The following is an 18,157-nucleotide window of genomic DNA, read 5'->3' as shown; positions in this document are numbered from 1 at the left end:
TTTTTTATGGCGCTTAAAGCGACGATTTATAAGGCTGATTTAAATATCGCCAATATGGATACTCACCAATATGGTGATTATCAATTGACTATGGCTTTGCATCCATCTGAAACCATTGAACGATTGATGGTGCGTATTTTGGCTTATGCACGTTTTGCCGATGATGCTTTGGAATTTACCAAAGATCTATTTGAAACAGATGAACCTGCTTTATGGCAAAAAGACTTAACGGGTCAACTGATCAAATGGATTGAAGTCGGCAGTCCAGACGAAGATAAAGTCAAAAAAGCCAGTGCACGTTGTAAACAAGTTGCGGTAGTCACTTATGGAAATTCAGTAGATGAATGGTATAAGCGCAACAGCAAATTAAAAACTTTAAGCAATGTTCAAGTTTGGAAGCTCTCTACTGCAACCACAGAAGCACTGCCGCAACTGTGTGCACGTACCATGCAGCTTCAGTTAAATGTCATGGACGGTGAATGGACGATCATTGGGGATGATGCACAAGTGTTGGTTGAATGGGAACAATTACAGTAATCTTGATGAGGATGCGGGCTTAGGCTTGCATCCTACAAGCAAAATTGTTTATGTAAAAACGACAAAAAATACTCATATGCTTAGTAAGATGACTATGGATTTAAGCTTTTTCCATGATTGCTCGCAGAGATTGAACCCAAAAAGCATGATGACCTTATATTTTCATTAGAAGAAAATGATGTAGGTGAGCAGTAAGCACTTTTAAGTATTATTCATTTAAGCGAACGTATATAGTTCACAAAAAGTATTACAAGGTCTGATGGGGGAGTGGATGAAAATCATCAAAAAATCTCTCTTTCATTTAGTCCATCATAATAGTGATCAGAAACTGCATTTTTAATCCCTTCTGAGTTAAAGCCTAAAAAATCAGTCAATTCGGTTTATAATGAGTTTTGAATTTTATGCCAATCTCAGGTAAATGATCATGACAAACGAACTTGAAATTATTGATTTAAAAGTGGGTGAAGGGAAGGAAGCAGTTAAAGGCGCGCTCATTACCACGCATTATACGGGCTGGTTAGAAGATGGAACCAAGTTTGATTCTTCAATTGACCGTGGCAATTATTTTGAAACAGTGATTGGAACAGGTCGAGTAATCAAAGGTTGGGATCAGGGCATTATGGGCATGAAAGTAGGCGGCAAGCGAAAATTGTTGGTGCCTGCACATTTGGCTTATGGCGAACGAAAAATGGGTAAAGTTATTCCAGCAAATTCTAATTTGGTTTTTGAAATTGAGCTATTTGATGTCAAAACACGAGATTAATGGCTGATTAATAAATATCCTACAAGATAAATGGATGTATCTTGTAGATACTGAAAAAAAAAGTTTAAACTTTATTTTTTAAGCGTTACATTAGAAATCAGCTAAGCGTAATTAAAGGATGATTCGCTTTTTGTATAAGATCAATAATTCAATTAATATTACTCAATTTTTTCTTTTTGCCTGTTTATTAATAGTCATGGGCTGTTCACGTGTTTGGGCACTCTACGAACCAGCAACGGATGAATTTTATTTAAATCAACCTTTATTAAACCAAGTTGAATTTACTGAAAAGAGCACATCCCCATTAAAAGGAATGTGGCAGTATTATCCTGAACAATTTATTGTCAATCCCAGTGCTATTTTAAAGTCACAGGCGGTGGCTTTACCGATTTCATTCAAGGAAATTACGGGGAAAAATCAGACTTACGGCACATTCATTGGTCATTTTAAAATCCCTAAAGAATATATCGGTCGTCGTATTGCGGTGTATATTCCAAATCAATATGGTGCTTATCGGATGTATTTAAATGGAGATTTTATTCTTCGTTTAGGTGAAATTTCAGAAAATGCAAAAAATCAAGAAACCGAAAGTGCGCCAAGAATTGCTTATTTTGTATTGGAAAAAGAATATTTTTCTTTAACTTTTCAAGTCTCAAATTTTAATGCTTTGCACGGTGGATTAGAAAATCCGATGCGAATTGGAATTGCAAAAATTATCGCTTTGCAGTTCCAACAATTTATGATGAGCATCGGTTTGATGTGCGGTGCAGTCTTGGGTGTGGGCTTATTTACCCTCATGTTCTCGGTTTTCCAGCGATCTATTGGGCGCAGTAGTGTTCGGGTTTTTGTATTTGGCCTTTTTATTATATTTTTGGCTTTACATAATCTGTTTTCAGCGCCTTATGCGTATACCGCATTTATGAATATTAGTTGGTTATGGGGCGCACGTTTAGAAAGTTTATTTACTTATTTGACTATTGGATTTTTCCTCAGTTATATGTATTTACTGAATTGGCGCTATTTGCACCCAGTGGTATATGTGCTCGCCATGTTTTTACTTCTGGTCAATATTTTGGTCACGGTATTTACCTTGCCTGAAGTGTTTCAACCGTTGGCATTTTACAGTTCAGTCCTGAGTCTGGTGATTGTTTCAAATTTTGCCTATGGTTTTTATTTAACGCTTAAACATAAAAAAAACTATTCCACGACCAATGTATGGGCAGTCATTTTACTTTGTGTCACTTTTACACATGACTTTTTATTGACGCTTAATCTGATCGACTCATTCAATCTTTCTTTTATTTCGACCAGTTTTTATGCTTTATTGATTATGTTTCAACAATCCAAAAATTATGCGCGTCATTCTTATCATATTGAGCAGTTAAATAATAACTTAATTGAATTAAACAGTTCTTTGGACCAAAAAGTCCAAGAGCGTACTTCTCAATTAAGTTTATTAAATGAAAAGCTAGAACAGCAAATTCAAATTGATCCATTAACAGGTGCTTTTAACCGCCGAGCTTTAAATATTGAAATACAGCGGTTGTTTACATTTACTCAAAATCATAGCAATAGCACCTTGGCCTTCGCGATGTTAGATGTCGATTTTTTTAAAAATTATAATGATTATTATGGACATTTGAATGGCGATATTGTTTTACAGGATTTGGTTAAAGTTATTCAACAGACCTTACCAGACTCTGCATATGTCGCCCGTTATGGCGGCGAGGAGTTTGCCATTATTTTGCATAATATTCCCACAGTGGTCGTACTCAATGTGATGCAACAGGTTTTAGATGCAGTGAGAAAAAAACAGTTTGAACATCTGAACCGACCTGACCATAAACAATATGTCACTTTAAGCATGGGAGTAGCATGGATGGCACGAGAAAAACCCTATGCCAATATTCATGAATTAATGAAAGCAGCAGATGTTCAATTGTATGTTGCAAAACACGCAGGGCGAGACCAGTATCAACCACGCTCTCCCGAGATATTATAGGGAGCGAATCATTACAATGGGAGCACTCTGATCAGCCGGAAATACTTGCTTTTCAAAGGCATATTTTTGATAAAAAGGTAAGGCAGTTAAAGTGCTATCTACAGTTATTTCTGACCATTTGTGTTGCTGTGCTTGTGCAATAACATGAAAAAGTAATGATTTTCCAATGCCTTGCTGCTGTGATTCGGGTAAAACATAATGTAGTAGAATCTTTCCTTGATCGCTGACTAAAATAAATCCTAATATATGGTTATTAATGACATGTACCCAACTATCGTTATAATGCATCCATAATAAAATATTAGTCTGAGTGATATTTTCCAAGCAAATTTGTATGTCACTTTCACGGCGCTGATGATCTAAAATACAAGAACGAATACTGGTATGAATCAGTTGAACAACAGTGGGAATATCTTGAATTTGTGCAGTTCTAATCATGATGAATTATTTTATCAATTTAAGCACGCTATTTGAATGTAATTACATGATTTATAAAATAGCGATCTTGTTGCATTTTTAAGAGTTTTATTTTTCAGAATCAATTCTACTTTTTAAGATTCATTTCAGTTTAATTTGATAAAAAGATCATCTGAAATAACGCAATATCATGCCTCTTTAAAAAAGGAAAGCGCAATGACCCATTGATGGATGATGCGTGATATTGGACAAATAAAATGATTTTTGAGCACCCATCAATGCAAACTCGCTTGCTTTCAACCTTGCTTTCAACCTTGCTTTCCGCTTCGCTTTCTTTGGCTTTATGGCAAATACCCCATTTGGCTTGGAGTAAGGCACCAGAACCGTCTAATACTCTCACGGTGATTGGTTATCATGAAATTATTAACAGTAAAAATGCGCTGATTCCGCAATATGCTGTCACCACCCAACAGTTCCAGCGACATATTCTTTGGCTGCAAAAAAATGCCTACCATTTTATTAGTATTGACCAGTTGATTCAGGCACATCAAGGCAAATACCATTTACCTCAAAAACCAGTTTTATTAACGGTGGATGATGGTTATGCTTCTTTTTATCAAAATGCCTATCCGATTGTAAAAGCCAATAAAATTCCAGTGGTATTGGCAGTGGTGGGTTCATGGCTACAGCCCAAAGAAGGGCAAAAGGTTGATTTTTCAGGTGAGTCGATTCAACGTAATCAGATGTTGTCTTGGGCAGAACTAAAAGAAATGCAAAATAGTGGTTGGGTAGAAATTGCCAATCATAGCTATGATTTACACCGAGGGATTTTGGCCAATCCACAAGGTAATCTTGAGCCAGCAGCCGTAACGCGCTTATATGATCCTAAAACGGCCAGTTATGAAAATGACATGGCTTATGAGCAGCGTATTAGCCGTGATTTAAAAAAGAACAATGAAATTTTGATCGCACATGGATTGAAATCACCGCGTGTAATGGTGTGGCCTTATGGTCACTATAATATGCAAACAGTCAATATTGCCAAAACAGCAGGTATGCCGATTGCCATTAGTCTAGATGATGGTGCAAATTCCGTGAAAAAATCACTGGGCCAACTGAATCGTATTTTGGTTGAAGGGGATATGACTACAGCGGATTTGGCGCAGGAAATTCAAAATCGTCAGAAAAACCTGGGTGACAATAATCGTCCACAAAAAATCATGCATATTGATTTAGATTATATTTATGACAAAGACCCGATACAACAAGAACGTAATTTAGGTCATTTACTTGATCGGATTGTCGCGATGAAGGTCAATACTGTCTATTTACAAGCCTTTTCTGATCCTGATGCGAATGGTTCGGCAGACATGGTCTATTTCCCTAATCATTATTTACCTATGCGTGCAGATTTGTTTAACCGTGTGGCTTGGCAAATTCAGACCCGCACTCCAGTCAGTCGTGTGTATGCATGGATGCCATTATTGGCTTGGGAATTACCTGCCGATAATCCAGTATCTCAAGATGTAGTAGAAACGCAGCAAGCACAGAATAATCAACATTTGAATATGGGATATCATCGTCTGAGTCCATTCTCGGCAGATGCTCGTCAAACAATTCGTGGTATTTATCAAGATTTGGCTAAATCAGTGCCTTTTAATGGCATTTTGTTTCACGACGATACTACCTTGTCAGATTATGAAGATGCCAGTCCAGAGGCTATGCAAGCTTATGCCGCTATTGGGTTACCCCGCGATTTGGCAGAAATTCGGAGTAACGAAGCAGACTTACAAAAATGGACTGCTTTTAAAACGCAATATATTGATGATTTTGCAATGCAACTGGCACAGGAGTTACGCCAGTATCATCCATTTTTACTGACAGCACGTAATTTGTATGCGCAAGTGGCTTTAAAACCCTATGCAGAAAATTGGTATTCACAGTCTTTGGAGCAGTCCTTAAATCGTTATGATTTTACTGCAATTATGGCCATGCCCTATATGGAGCAAGCACCGAATAATGATGTTTTTTATCACGATATTTTAAACCGCGTAAAGCAATTTCCAAATGGAATTCATAAAACGGTTTTTGAGTTACAAGCAGTGAATTGGCGCACCAATCAAAAAGTACCATCAGAAGAAATGGCTGCCACTATTCAGTCTTTATATGAACAGGGGGCAATGCATGTGGCGTATTATCCAGATGATCCGATTCAAGAGCATCCTGATCCTCAAGTATTACATAAAGCATTTGATTTGAAATCAAACAAACTTATTCCTTAAAGGAATTTTATATGTCAACGCTACACTATTTTTGGCATTCTGCATTGCACTTTGTCTTTTACTATCCATTGTTTATGTCGTATTTATGGATGATTGGCGCGCTTATCTTTTATTGGAACGAAAGACAACTAACACCCTATCAACAACCAGGAATACTTCCATTTTATCCGAAAGTGGCGGTGTTGGTGCCTTGCTTTAATGAAGGTGAGAATGCCGAAGAAACACTAAGTCACGCTTTGGCACTGAATTATCCCCATTTTGAGGTGATTGCAATTAATGATGGCAGTTCAGATCACACCGCAGAAGTTTTAAATCGTCTAGCCAAGCAACATGAAAAATTACGCGTGGTACATTTGGCGCAAAATCAGGGCAAAGCCATGGCGTTACAAGCAGGTAGTGTAGTAACGGATGCCGAATATTTACTGGGCATTGATGGCGATGCTTTACTTGATCCACATGCTGCAACGTGGATGCTGAAACATTTTATTGAAGATGAAACGGTGGCAGCCGTTACGGGGAATCCTCGAATTCGCACCCGTTCAACTTTAATTGGACGTATTCAAGTCGGAGAATTCTCATCCATTGTCGGCATGATTAAACGTGCTCAACAAAGTTTTGGACGACTGTTTACCGTCTCTGGCGTGATCACTGCATTTCGTAAAAGTGCTGTGCATGAAGTAGGGTATTGGTCTGCAGATATGTTGACCGAAGACATTGATATTAGTTGGAAATTACAACGTGCTGGCTGGAATATTCATTTTGAACCCAATGCTTTGGTTTGGATTCTAATGCCAGAAACATTCAACGGCTTGTGGAAGCAACGATTACGCTGGGCGATGGGTGGGGCACAAGTACTCATTAAAAATATTGATGTACTGTTTAAACCTAAACTTAACTTTTTATGGCCACTCATTTTTGAATTAATTTTGACTTTGCTGTGGTCATATTTAATGTTATTTATGTTGCTGGTTTGGTTATTACACTTTATTCCATCGTTGGGAATTACGGGTATTAATTCCCCATTTTTGCCTTACGGAACAGGAATGCTACTTGGTGGAACATGTTTGTTGCAATTTGCAATCAGTCAATGGATGGACAGCCGTTACGAACCAAGATTAGGCAAAAATTATTTTTGGATGATTTGGTATCCGTTTGTTTTTTGGCTGATTACACTGTCCGCCAGTATTGTGGCCTTCCCCAAAGTATTATTTCGTGGTCAAGGTCAACGCGCACGATGGGTCAGTCCTGACCGAGGAATGCGTGATCCAACTTTAAATGATGTGAGTATTATCGATGAAAAGTAATCCTTTAATTATTGATTTACGACATTATTTACCTTGGCATAAACGCTATGCATCTAATACCTCGACTGCAATACTGTGGGCTGTTTGGTTACTTCTTTGGCGACCTGTATTGCTGATTGCAGGAATCTTGGGCTTGCAAAAGCAACATGTTTTTTCAGCGTTTGGTTTAGGGATAGAACACGGTATAAGTGCTTTACTCTTGTGTACTGTGATTTTATTGTTATGGTCGAACTATATGCCTGCTTACTGCGTAAAGAAAATAGCGCATAAAACTATTCATGAGTATGGAGATTACTTTAATTTAACTGTACAAGAAATTGAGTATGGCCAGCAACAGAAAGTCTGTGTAATCCATCATGATGAATACGGTAAAATTGTTCGTATTGAATCATAATTTTCCACTTTGGCTCATATTAAAAAAATCCCTCAATATGGATAAAAAATTGGGGATTTTTATTGTATTCATTTTAATTGTTTTTTATAATTTAAAACAATAACTTGAAGCATTTAAAAAAGAATATAGAACAACTAAAAAGCCAGAAAATGTATGATTTTTGCTCAAACTGGTTTATATATTATAAAGATAATTACTATTTACGCGTGAGAGTGACGTTATGGTCAAAATACTTTTGTGCTTATGTTTTTTTATTGGATTGATTGTCATTTGGAAAGTGGGTTTTAAAATGTATATTCACCACTATCATCAGCGGCGTAAAACACAGCAAACAGAACCCTCAACTTCCGCTGTTTCATTTTTGAGTAGTGACCTGTCAACACTATCTGAACCACGTCTAGATGAAGTAGAAGAATATGAACAACAACTTTTTGATGATGTCTGTGAGATATTTTTTGAACATTCCCCGACAGATCGGGATTCAGAACAAGCCGTTGTAATACAAGAAAATCTACTCCGAAAATTGCCTGCGAAAACCCAAACACAAATTCGTCGTCTGGATTTAGAAGAATGGTCGATTTATTGGACTTTTTACGATCAGTCCTTGGAATATTATGTCGGACGTTATGGCGTGTTTTATACGCATGTTGACCGTTTTGGTCAGGAACATAAATTTGAGATTAAGGAAAGATTTAGACAGGTTTAGCTTAGTGACGGTATTGCGTGCAGACCAAAAGATTAATCAATTATTTTATTCAATATAAATATTTAAAGTGTATTCATCTACCTTTACCTAAAAATTTTTTAATCAGTTGGATTTGACCCGCTCTCAGTAAAAAATCTTATTTGCACTATTCATTAAAATAGTACTTTTTCATTTAAGTGACTGGTTTTTTGAATTTTAATAAAAATATCATCTACTTAAGTTTTAAACATTAATCATTAGGTATAGACAGCGTGTATTTAAATGCTTTTAAAATACGTTCAATGATGAGAATTAAATTATTGACCTTTGAACTGTGCAGCACGTCGTTGAAGCATAGCCATCACACCTTCTTGTGCATCTTGTGTTTTTAACAAAGGGCTAAGATGCTGGGGTAAACGGGAAAATGCCATTTCAGTGCCGTACTCAGCGGCATCTTTGGCAGAAGCAAGCGTTGCTTGAACTGCAAGTGGTGCAGCTTGAGCAATATGTCCCGCCAGCTCAAGGGCACGATTGAGTGGTGATTCTGTTGTAATTTCACTGATTAGATTTAAATCGAGTGCTGTTGCTGCATCAAATGCATCGCCTGTAAGTAAGTAGCGCATGGCTTTTGCCCAACCTGCTGCCTGAACAAAACGAACAGTTGCACCGCCAAAAGGTAAAATGCCACGTTGTACTTCCATTTGAGCAAACTGCGTCGTATCTTGTGCAATGACGAGATCGGCATTTAACATCAGTTCGATGCCTGCGGTATAGCAAAAGCCTTGTACTGCAACCACCACAGGTTTTTTACGTACTCGTCCGCTCGTTCCCCAAGGATTAATTTGCATGTCATCAAAAGCAAATATTCCTGTTTCTAATTTGGGCTGCAATTCCACCAAGTCTAGACCTGCAGTAAAATGTTCACCATGTGCAAAAATGACTGCACAACGTAAGTGTGGAAGTTCTTCATACTCAGTCAGTGCCAGTGATAAATCATCAATTAAATGGCTATCAAATGCATTTCGCTTGGCAACACGATCAAGGCCAATTAAAAATAAAGACCCACGTATTTCTCGGCTCACTTTCCCTGGATGATCTGACATAGTTATTTTCCTTGGATCATTTTCTCTATTTTTAAGTGATCTTTAGAAAACTGTCAAATGCTACGTGTTGATTTGAATTTAACCATTAATTTTAAAATCAAAATGGTTATTTTCTGAATCTTACAAGATTCAGAATAGAATTAATTTAGCTTGCGTTCAGCGATTTTTTTTTCATAATAACGGCATTCTCTTTATCTATTTGTTGCTTGTTATGTCACCTTTAGAAATTATTGCAGTCATCATTAGTATTATTGGTGTGACATTAACCATTAGACGAAATATGTGGTGTTGGTGGTTTAACTTTGTGGCCTTTGTACTATATGCCTATTTGTTTTATGAATTTAAGTTATATGGCGAAACTATTTTGCAATTCTTCTTTATGGGGATGAATTTTTATGGTTTCTATTATTGGTTCAAGGGCAAGCAGCAAGACCATGAAATTCGAATTGAACCGATTGCAACCAAAACTGTGATGTTACAAATGTGCTTTGCAGCAATAGGGGGATTAATTTTTGGTTTAATTTTAAAACACTTTACCGATGCTGCTGTACCGATGTTGGATTCACAATTGGCTGCATTTAGTTTATTGGCAACCTATTGGACCAGTCGTAAACATATTGCGACTTGGGTGCTGTGGGTTTTTGTCGATATTGTTTATGTAGGCATGTTTATTTATAAAGATTTATTTCTGACTGCCGGTTTATATACCGCTTTTGTTGCTTTGGCCGCTTTTGGTTGGTGGCAGTGGCAACAAGTGAAAAAGAAACAGGCACACATTCATTTTAAAGGCGTTTAAATATTTTGACTCATCATTGGAATTTTGAATATGTTGATTGATTTTATACAATATCAACTTAGACAATTTGAAGAAATGGCTGCAAGGATTCAGGCTGCACCTGAAAAATATATCACTTTTGATTCAGTCTCCGATTTTTACAAAGCTGAATGGTTAAATGACTTTCCGCGAGGAACAACATGGGCAGCAACAGGATTAGATGATGGGGCTGAACAATTTTATGCCATTGTTGAATATCGAACACATTTCTTGAAAATCTCGTGTACCGATAAAATTGAGATCTGTTATGGCGTACATGGTCAATAGTTTAGAATGTGCGGTCAATGACAATAAAGCGAGAATCCAATTAAATAGAGAGGAATGAAAATACGCTAGATCATTGAATTTCTCTGTGTTGAGAACTCATGATCAGGATAAGCAATAAAAAGATAAAGGACAAAATTATGGCGCACCGTTTTACGATTAACTCTACCATTCAAGGTGTTTCAATTGACGAGTTTAAACGTCTTGCAGCAGATACAAGTTTACACGAAGCGGTGTGTAAACGTATTCCAGGTGAAAAATTAGAAATTATTGAATCTCAAATTAATGGAAATACCTATACGCTGCGCCGTGCTTATAATTTAGATGTGAATATTCCAGATATTGCAAAAAAGCTCCTGAAAGATGCCTTTCGTTTAAAACGTACAGACATTACTGATTTGCAGGCATTAAGTTCTACAATAGAATTGGGTGCAAATTTACCTTTGGAAGCGAACTGCGAACGCTCTGTAACAGGAGATGACCAACAAATTCATATCACTTTAAATTGGCAAGTCAAAGTTAAAGTGCCTTTGGTGGCCGGTATGTTGGAAAAACATGCGGAAGGCGAGATTCGTAAATTTAGTGATGTTGAAATCCAGATTGTTGAAGATGAACTAAAGAAAAATCTCAGCATCTAATCTTTAAATTTTTTAATTCAATCATGTCCGTTCATGCCACTATGTACGGGCATTTTTTTTTTATAATTTTTCATTATTTTATAATTGAAATTATTTCATTGAAAAGCATTTCAATTGATTTAAATCGACTTATGAATAGATGGATGATTAAAATATTCTTATAAAAATATTTAAAGGCGAATAAAATAAGGGAATAAGGAGAATAGTACACCAAGGGCTGATAACCATAAAGTACTGTCAATAAAATAAGAATAGACCATTAGGAGTAACCCACAAACCAAAGGCACCACTTTTTTTTGCTTTTTGCCATATAGGAAATAGCCTAAGCCTATAGAGCTAAAAATTAAACCGAGCAAAAGTTGAGTGGTATTCATATTGATTATGTTTATATAGCATTGGACTGATTATAAAGTAGAAGATTAAATTTAGCTTAAATAATGAAGGTTTTGGGATAAAGAACCGAACTTTTGAAGTTTAAAGTACATTTGCTTTTATTTAAATTTAAAATATATGACTTAAAGTCTAGGAAAAAATATGAGTTCAATTTTAGCTGTAGCCCAACGTGGTGAAGTGATTTTAACGTTAAAAGCTGCATCTGTTACGACCTTGGAATTAAACAGCGCATGGTTAAATGAGTTGGCAGCAGCCATGCAAGCCACCATGCTGGAACGTAATGGTGTCGGAATTGCCGCACCGCAGGTCTATGTGTCTAAACGTGTCATTATAGTGGCTTCACGTCCAAATCCTCGTTATCCCGATGCACCTGAAATGGATGCAGTAGTGATGGTGAATCCTGAAATATTGGAAAAATCTGAAAGTACTATTTTAGGTGAAGAAGGTTGTTTAAGTGTGCTAAATGAACGTGGGCAAGTTGCACGTGCGGAAATGGTCAGAGTGAAATATTTAACACTGCAAGGTGAACTTGTTGAAACAGTCTTTCATGGTTTTCCTGCACGGATTGTGCAACATGAGGTGGATCATTTAGATGGCGTGTTGTTTGTGGAAAGAATAGAGCGTTGATTGGGTAGTTTTTTGAATGAGTGCGAACGAGTCCGAATGTAGCCAGTAGATTTAAAAATAGAGTTGTCATGAATACGAATAGTTTGGAAATGAAAAACCCCTCACTTGGAGGGGTTTATTGAGAAATTGATTTATTTAAATATCAATTGAATCATCTAAATTTGGCATTAACCAACGCTTCGCTTCATCCATTGACCAGCCTTTGCGCTCTGCATAACTGTCTAACTGATCTTGCGCAATCTTACCGACATTAAAGTATTCAGATTGGGGGTTGCTGTAATAAAAACCGCTCACGCTCGAAGGCGGCCACATTGCAAAGCTCGAAGTGAGTTCCGTACCAATGGCATTGGTTGAATCTAACCAGCTAAACAAAGTCGCTTTTTCAGAATGTTCAGGGCATGCAGGGTAACCTGGAGCAGGACGAATTCCGATGTACTTCTCTTTAATCAAATCTTCATTTGACAGTTGTTCTGCTGCTTGATAACCCCAGAACTCTTTACGAATACGTTCGTGCAAATGCTCAGCAAAAGCTTCTGCAAAACGGTCACCCAAAGACTGCGCTAAAATCGCAGAATAATCATCGCCTTTAGCTTTGTATTCATGTGCCATTTCTTCTGCACCGAAAATTGAAACTGTAAAGCCACCTAAGTAATCATCAAGGTTTGTCTCTTCAGGGGCAATAAAATCGGCTAATGAGAAGTTTGGTTTTTTAGAGACTTTGTCTGACTGCTGACGAGTATGTTCAAATTTATGCGTTACGCTTTGATTTTCATCATAAATAGACACCGTATCTGCATCGGTGCGTTTTGCAGGTGCGAGGCTAAATACTGCACGTGCATCAAAACGATTATTTTCGACAATATCTTTTAGCATGATCTGTGCTTGTTCATACAAATCAGTTGCAGCTTCTCCGACGACATCATCGGTTAGAATAGCAGGGAACTTGCCTGCCAAACTCCACGAAATAAAGAACGGTGTCCAGTCAAAATAAGGGACTAACGTCGCTAGCGGATAATTTTTCAGGATGTGCTGACCAAGCATGTTTGGCTGAGGTGGCACATAGTTTGTCCAGTCAATTTTCACGCCATTGGCAATGGATTCTGGATAAGATAATTTCGCTGCTTTGGGTTGTTTGTTAGCAATACGTTCACGAACTTTGGCATATTCTTCACGGTAACCTTTAATGAATTCAGGTTTCATTTCAGGTGAAAGGAGAGAGGTTGCCACACCGACCGCACGAGATGCATCAGCGACATAAATGACGGCATCATTTGAATATTGTGGATCAATTTTAACCGCAGTATGTGCTTTCGATGTGGTTGCACCACCAATCATCAATGGAATATGGAAACCTTTGCGCTGCATTTCTTTGGCAACAAATACCATTTCATCTAAAGATGGCGTGATGAGACCAGATAAACCAATAATATCGACTTTTTCATCAATGGCAGTTTGTAGAATTTTTTCCGCCGGCACCATCACGCCAAGGTCAACAATGTCATAGCCATTACAACCCAAAACAACGCCTACAATATTTTTACCAATATCGTGTACATCGCCTTTTACCGTTGCCATCAAGATTTTACCCTTGGTTTGACCTTCTTCTTTTTCTGCTTCGATGTACGGGTTCAGCCAAGCCACGGCTTGTTTCATTACACGTGCCGATTTCACTACTTGTGGCAAGAACATTTTACCTACGCCAAACAAGTCACCCACCACATTCATGCCAGACATGAGTGGCCCTTCAATCACATCTAAAGGTCGGGTTGATTTTAAACGTGCTTCTTCAGTATCGATATCAATATAAGCGGTAATACCTTTGACTAAGGCATATTCAAGGCGTTTTTCAACAGGTTGATCACGCCATTCAAGATTTTCAGCTTCACGTTGTGCGCCGCCTTTACCACGGTATTGTTCAGCAACTTCAAGTAGCTTTTCTGTAGCATCTTGACCACTTTCACCTTGGTTTTGGTTAAGAACAACATCTTCAACGGCTGCTTTTAATTCTTTCGGAATATCATCATAAATAGCAAGTTGTCCTGCGTTTACAATGCCCATGGTCATGCCTTGTTGAATGGCATGGTAAAGGAATACGGCATGAATCGCTTCACGGACAGGCTCATTACCACGGAATGAGAACGATACGTTCGAGACACCACCAGAAATCATCGCATGGGGAAGGTTTTGTTTAATCCAACCTGTTGCTTCAATGAAATCAACCGCGTAGTTATTGTGTTCTTCAATACCCGTTGCCACAGCAAACACGTTCGGGTCGAAAATAATATCTTCAGCAGGGAAGCCAACGTCGTTCACTAAAACATCATATGAACGCTTACAAATTTCGCGTTTACGCGCTGCTGTATCGGCTTGACCAGCTTCATCAAATGCCATAACAATAACTGCAGCACCATACTGACGGCATAAACGTGCTTTTTCGACAAACTCGTCATAACCTTCTTTTAGAGAAATAGAGTTAACGACAGGTTTTCCTTGCACACATTTCAAGCCTGCTTCAATAATTTCCCATTTTGATGAGTCAATCATGATTGGAACACGAGAAATGTCGGGTTCAGATGCAATCAGGTTCAAGAACGTGACCATTGCTGCTTGCGAATCCAACATGCCTTCATCCATGTTGATGTCGACAATTTGCGCGCCACCTTGAACTTGGTCTAAGGCAACCTCTAAAGCTTCGCTATAATTTTCTTCACGAATTAAACGTGCGAATTTTTTTGAACCTGTAACGTTGGTACGCTCACCGACATTCACAAACAATGAATCTTTGGTGATGTTAAATGGCTCTAAACCTGAAAGACGACAAGCGGGTTCAATGTTTGGAATTTGACGGGGTGTAATATCTTTGACAGCATTATAAATAGCACGAATATGATCTGGCGTTGTACCACAGCAACCACCTGTGATATTGATTAGACCACTTTCTGCAAATTCTTTTAAGAATGCCGCAGTTTCTTCAGGGGTTTCATCATAACCACCGAAAGCATTCGGTAAGCCTGCATTAGGATGTGCTGAAATAAAGGTATTGGCTACATCACCCACTGTTTTTACGTGTGGACGCATGGCATCTGCACCTAGAGCACAGTTAAAACCAATCGAGAGTAAATCGCCGTGACGTACAGAGTTCCAGAAAGCTTCGGCCGTTTGACCCGTTAAAGTACGACCTGAAGCATCGGTAATGGTGCCTGAAATCATCAACGGTAATTCATAACCTAACTGTTTAAAGACTTCTTTGACTGCAAAAATGGCTGCTTTACAGTTCAAAGTATCAAATACAGTTTCAATCAATAAAATATCTGCACCACCTTCAATCAGCGCGTGTGCTGCTTCAATATAGTTTTCTTTGAGTGCATCAAAAGTCACATTACGAAATGCAGGATCATTGACATTCGGTGAAATTGAGCAAGTGCGTGATGTCGGCCCAAGTACACCTGCGACAAAACGAGGTTTGTCAGGGGTTGAATATTTTTTACAGGCTTCTTTGGCAATACGTGCTGCTTCAAAGTTAATCTCATGAACTAAATCTTCCATGTGATAGTCAGACATAGAAACGCGTGTACCATTAAAGCTGTTGGTTTCAATGATATCCGCACCCGCATCTAAGTAATCTTCATGGATACTTTGAATAATGTGTGGTTGGGTCAGCACCAATAAATCGTTATTTCCCTTTAGGTCAGATGCCCAGTCAGCAAAACGCTCACCCCGATAATCTGCTTCTTCTAATTGATGGCGTTGAATCATGGTGCCCATTGCACCATCAATAATTAGAATGCGTTTGGCGAGAAGCTCTTTTAAGGTGGCAAGCGTGGACATAAATAATCCCGATCCAGTGGAATATAAAATGGCTGCTATCTTAGCAGAATTACACTGCTTTTGAGGGATATTCAGCCAAATGGGCCGTTTTCCACTTCAAAATAAACGATTACTGCTTTATTTTTCATCGAATTGAAATATGTCAGGACTACTATGATTTAAGTGAGATCAGCAAAAAATAAGGTAGTGTGCCCATTCATAAATTTTTATACAGATGACTATTTTTGCAATATATCCATGAATGATGATTGAGTTTAAATATTGCAAAGAATAGATTCAAAAAAATATTTCCCAAAATGTGCAGGGGAATGACTTAAATTAAGTCAATTTTTTAATAATTGACTTAATATGGCGCACGCTTGTCATATAATTGTCACAATTAAATTGAACAATAAGGGGATATTATTATCCCTTTGAACCGTTTGCATGAATTCTAATATTCCTCCCGTCCAAGATCAGGTTTCATCAGCGCCACAGAAATCGACGAATGTGCATGTGCCTACACCGAAATTTTTTATGCCGGTGTTTTTAACGGTCATTATTGCAACTTTGGTTTACATTGGTTTTCAGCTTTCTGCTGATTTGTCTCATGTTCCAACTTTAAGTTTATATTCTGTTATCTTGTTGGCTACCGCTTTATTCATTGCTTTGGGCTTTGAGTTTGTCAATGGTTTTCACGACACTGCAAATGCAGTGGCGACAGTCATTTATACCAATGCCTTATCTGCACCAGTTGCGGTAATGTGGGCTGGTTTTTGTAATTTTCTTGGGGTCATGGTTGCAAGCGGGGCAGTGGCCTACGGCATTATTGCTTTGTTGCCGGTCGAGTTAATTATGAATGTTAGCTCAGGCGCTGGTTTTGCCATGGTCTTTGCCATGTTGATTGCAGCCATTCTATGGAATTTGGGTACTTGGTTTTTAGGTATTCCTGCTTCAAGTTCACATACTTTAATCGGTTCGATTTTAGGTGTGGGCATCATGAATTATCTTTTAAATTCAGGAGGTGGAGCAAGTGGTGTAGATATGGATCAGGTGATTAAAGTCGGTAAGGCTTTGTTATTTTCACCTTTGATCGGATTTGCTTTTGCTGCGATTGTATTTTTACTGGTTAAAAAAGTCTTTAAAAAACAAGTAGAATTGTTTCAGCCACCTGAAGGCAACAAGCCACCACCACCGATGATCCGCGCGATTCTGATTTTCACTTGTACAGGGGTGAGTTTTGCTCATGGTTCAAATGATGGTCAGAAGGGTATGGGTTTAATTATGTTGATTCTGATTGGTATTGTTCCTCTGGCTTATTCTCTGAATAAAAATCTAGATGCTCAACATATTCAATCTTTTAATCAACTGTCGAATCAGACTGCAGATATTTTGTATGTAAATCATACAGCAATAACCGATGAAACAGCGCGTAATACATTAACCACATATATTCAAACCAAAGAAATTACACCTGAAGTGGTTCCAGCATTGGCCAGTTTAACCGATCATTTGGGTGACCGTGTTGCGCAATATGGTGACTTAAAAGCCATTCCTGAAGCGGAAGTTTCGATTATTCGCAACGATATGTATTTGAGTAGTACAGCATTTAAGCGTTTGGATAAAGCTGAACAACTGCCTGCCATGTCGCAAGATCAGGGCAAAGCGATTAAAGAATATCGCAGTAAATTAGATTCTTTCCTGCAATATATTCCAACTTGGGTGAAAGTTGCAGTCGCTCTAGCATTGGGCTTAGGCACAATGGTCGGTTGGAAGCGCATCGTGGTCACAGTGGGTGAACGTATTGGTAAAAATCACATGACTTATGGTCAGGGCATGTCAGCAGAATTGGTCGCGATGACCACCATTGCGGCTGCAGATGGTTTTGGTATGCCAGTGTCGACCACACATGTATTAAACAGTGCGGTTGCGGGTACGATGGTTGCCAATAAATCGGGGTTGAATTTTGCCACCGTGAAGGTCATTTTGTCCGCTTGGATTTTCACCTTACCTGCCACCATTTGTTTATCGGGTGGTTTGTACTGGTTATTCTTACAGTTTACTTAAAACTTTGTTTAACTAAAATTTGCCATCAAAAAACGCTGC

The 18,157-nt window shown here is 38.2% G+C and carries 16 protein-coding genes; 12 read left to right on the top strand and 4 right to left on the bottom strand.

The annotated features are described in order from the left end of the window. Positions 1-6 precede the first annotated feature (6 nt). The 3 genes from GA0116959_RS00640 to GA0116959_RS00630 all read left to right on the top strand — a co-directional run bounded on the left by GA0116959_RS00640 (position 7) and on the right by GA0116959_RS00630 (position 3,302). Positions 7-537, top strand: coding sequence for a YaeQ family protein (locus GA0116959_RS00640; RefSeq protein WP_092717238.1), 531 nt, complete (start codon positions 7-9; stop codon positions 535-537). Between the two features lie 424 nt (positions 538-961). Then, positions 962-1,300 carry an FKBP-type peptidyl-prolyl cis-trans isomerase gene (locus GA0116959_RS00635; protein WP_053580242.1) on the top strand — a complete coding sequence of 113 codons (339 nt, stop codon included), beginning with the start codon at positions 962-964 and terminating at the stop codon, positions 1,298-1,300. A gap of 196 nt (positions 1,301-1,496) precedes the next feature. After that, the gene (locus tag GA0116959_RS00630; RefSeq protein ID WP_425304194.1) at positions 1,497-3,302 is read left to right on the top strand and encodes a sensor domain-containing diguanylate cyclase; all 1,806 of its coding nucleotides are present in this window, start codon (positions 1,497-1,499) and stop codon (positions 3,300-3,302) included. Here GA0116959_RS00630 and GA0116959_RS00625 read toward each other — a convergent pair. Beyond that, complete coding sequence (locus GA0116959_RS00625; protein WP_092717232.1) at positions 3,297-3,740, bottom strand: GNAT family N-acetyltransferase; 444 nt, start codon at positions 3,738-3,740, stop codon at positions 3,297-3,299. The two genes, GA0116959_RS00630 and GA0116959_RS00625, sit on opposite strands and share 6 nt — an antisense overlap. A 257-nt stretch (positions 3,741-3,997) precedes the next feature. Here GA0116959_RS00625 and pgaB point away from each other — a divergent pair, with 257 nt between their 5' ends. From pgaB to GA0116959_RS00605, 4 genes are all read left to right on the top strand, one after another. After that, positions 3,998-6,001, top strand: coding sequence for a poly-beta-1,6-N-acetyl-D-glucosamine N-deacetylase PgaB (gene pgaB / locus GA0116959_RS00620; protein ID WP_092717522.1), 2,004 nt, complete (start codon positions 3,998-4,000; stop codon positions 5,999-6,001). An 11-nt stretch (positions 6,002-6,012) separates the two neighbouring features. Next, a complete protein-coding gene (pgaC, locus tag GA0116959_RS00615; RefSeq protein WP_092717228.1) occupies positions 6,013-7,305 on the top strand; it encodes a poly-beta-1,6-N-acetyl-D-glucosamine synthase in 1,293 nt (430 codons plus the stop codon). Further along, complete coding sequence (gene pgaD / locus GA0116959_RS00610) at positions 7,295-7,699, top strand: poly-beta-1,6-N-acetyl-D-glucosamine biosynthesis protein PgaD (RefSeq protein WP_092717225.1); 405 nt, start codon at positions 7,295-7,297, stop codon at positions 7,697-7,699. The genes pgaC and pgaD overlap by 11 nt, the downstream gene beginning before the upstream one ends. Before the next feature lie 220 nt (positions 7,700-7,919). Further along, entirely contained in the window at positions 7,920-8,405 is a 486-nt protein-coding gene (locus GA0116959_RS00605; protein WP_092717222.1) for a hypothetical protein, read from the top strand. A gap of 296 nt (positions 8,406-8,701) precedes the next feature. On the opposite strand, the gene GA0116959_RS00600 is transcribed toward GA0116959_RS00605, so the two are convergent. Continuing rightward, entirely contained in the window at positions 8,702-9,487 is a 786-nt protein-coding gene (locus GA0116959_RS00600) for a crotonase/enoyl-CoA hydratase family protein (RefSeq protein WP_092717219.1), read from the bottom strand. Between the two features lie 211 nt (positions 9,488-9,698). On the opposite strand from GA0116959_RS00600, the gene pnuC reads away from it, so the two are divergent. The 3 genes from pnuC (at position 9,699) to GA0116959_RS00585 (ending at position 11,224) form a co-directional block, all read left to right on the top strand. Then, positions 9,699-10,283, top strand: coding sequence for a nicotinamide riboside transporter PnuC (gene pnuC, locus GA0116959_RS00595; protein ID WP_092717216.1), 585 nt, complete (start codon positions 9,699-9,701; stop codon positions 10,281-10,283). Between the two features lie 30 nt (positions 10,284-10,313). After that, entirely contained in the window at positions 10,314-10,589 is a 276-nt protein-coding gene (locus GA0116959_RS00590; RefSeq protein WP_092717213.1) for a hypothetical protein, read from the top strand. A gap of 137 nt (positions 10,590-10,726) precedes the next feature. Next, positions 10,727-11,224: a DUF2505 family protein gene (locus tag GA0116959_RS00585; protein ID WP_092717210.1), complete on the top strand. Its 498-nt coding sequence runs from the start codon at positions 10,727-10,729 to the stop codon at positions 11,222-11,224. 170 nt (positions 11,225-11,394) lie between these two features. Here the strand turns inward: GA0116959_RS00585 and GA0116959_RS14370 are convergent, their stop codons facing one another. After that, positions 11,395-11,598 carry an amino acid transport protein gene (locus GA0116959_RS14370; RefSeq protein WP_092717206.1) on the bottom strand — a complete coding sequence of 68 codons (204 nt, stop codon included), beginning with the start codon at positions 11,596-11,598 and terminating at the stop codon, positions 11,395-11,397. Between the two features lie 160 nt (positions 11,599-11,758). Between GA0116959_RS14370 and def the strand changes: the two genes are divergently transcribed. Further along, positions 11,759-12,244, top strand: coding sequence for a peptide deformylase (gene def / locus GA0116959_RS00575; protein ID WP_092717203.1), 486 nt, complete (start codon positions 11,759-11,761; stop codon positions 12,242-12,244). A 135-nt stretch (positions 12,245-12,379) separates the two neighbouring features. On the opposite strand, the gene metH is transcribed toward def, so the two are convergent. Beyond that, positions 12,380-16,072 carry a methionine synthase gene (metH, locus tag GA0116959_RS00570; RefSeq protein ID WP_092717200.1) on the bottom strand — a complete coding sequence of 1,231 codons (3,693 nt, stop codon included), beginning with the start codon at positions 16,070-16,072 and terminating at the stop codon, positions 12,380-12,382. Positions 16,073-16,498: 426 nt separating this feature from the next. Here metH and GA0116959_RS00565 point away from each other — a divergent pair, with 426 nt between their 5' ends. Further along, the gene (locus GA0116959_RS00565; RefSeq protein WP_092717197.1) at positions 16,499-18,118 is read left to right on the top strand and encodes an inorganic phosphate transporter; all 1,620 of its coding nucleotides are present in this window, start codon (positions 16,499-16,501) and stop codon (positions 18,116-18,118) included. The last annotated feature ends 39 nt before the right edge of the window (positions 18,119-18,157 follow it).

This window comes from Acinetobacter albensis (genome assembly GCF_900095025.1).
Lineage (GTDB): Bacteria > Pseudomonadota > Gammaproteobacteria > Pseudomonadales > Moraxellaceae > Acinetobacter > Acinetobacter albensis.
The sequence above is the reverse complement of the archived record's forward strand: the minus strand, read 5'-3'. Positions and strand labels throughout refer to the sequence as shown.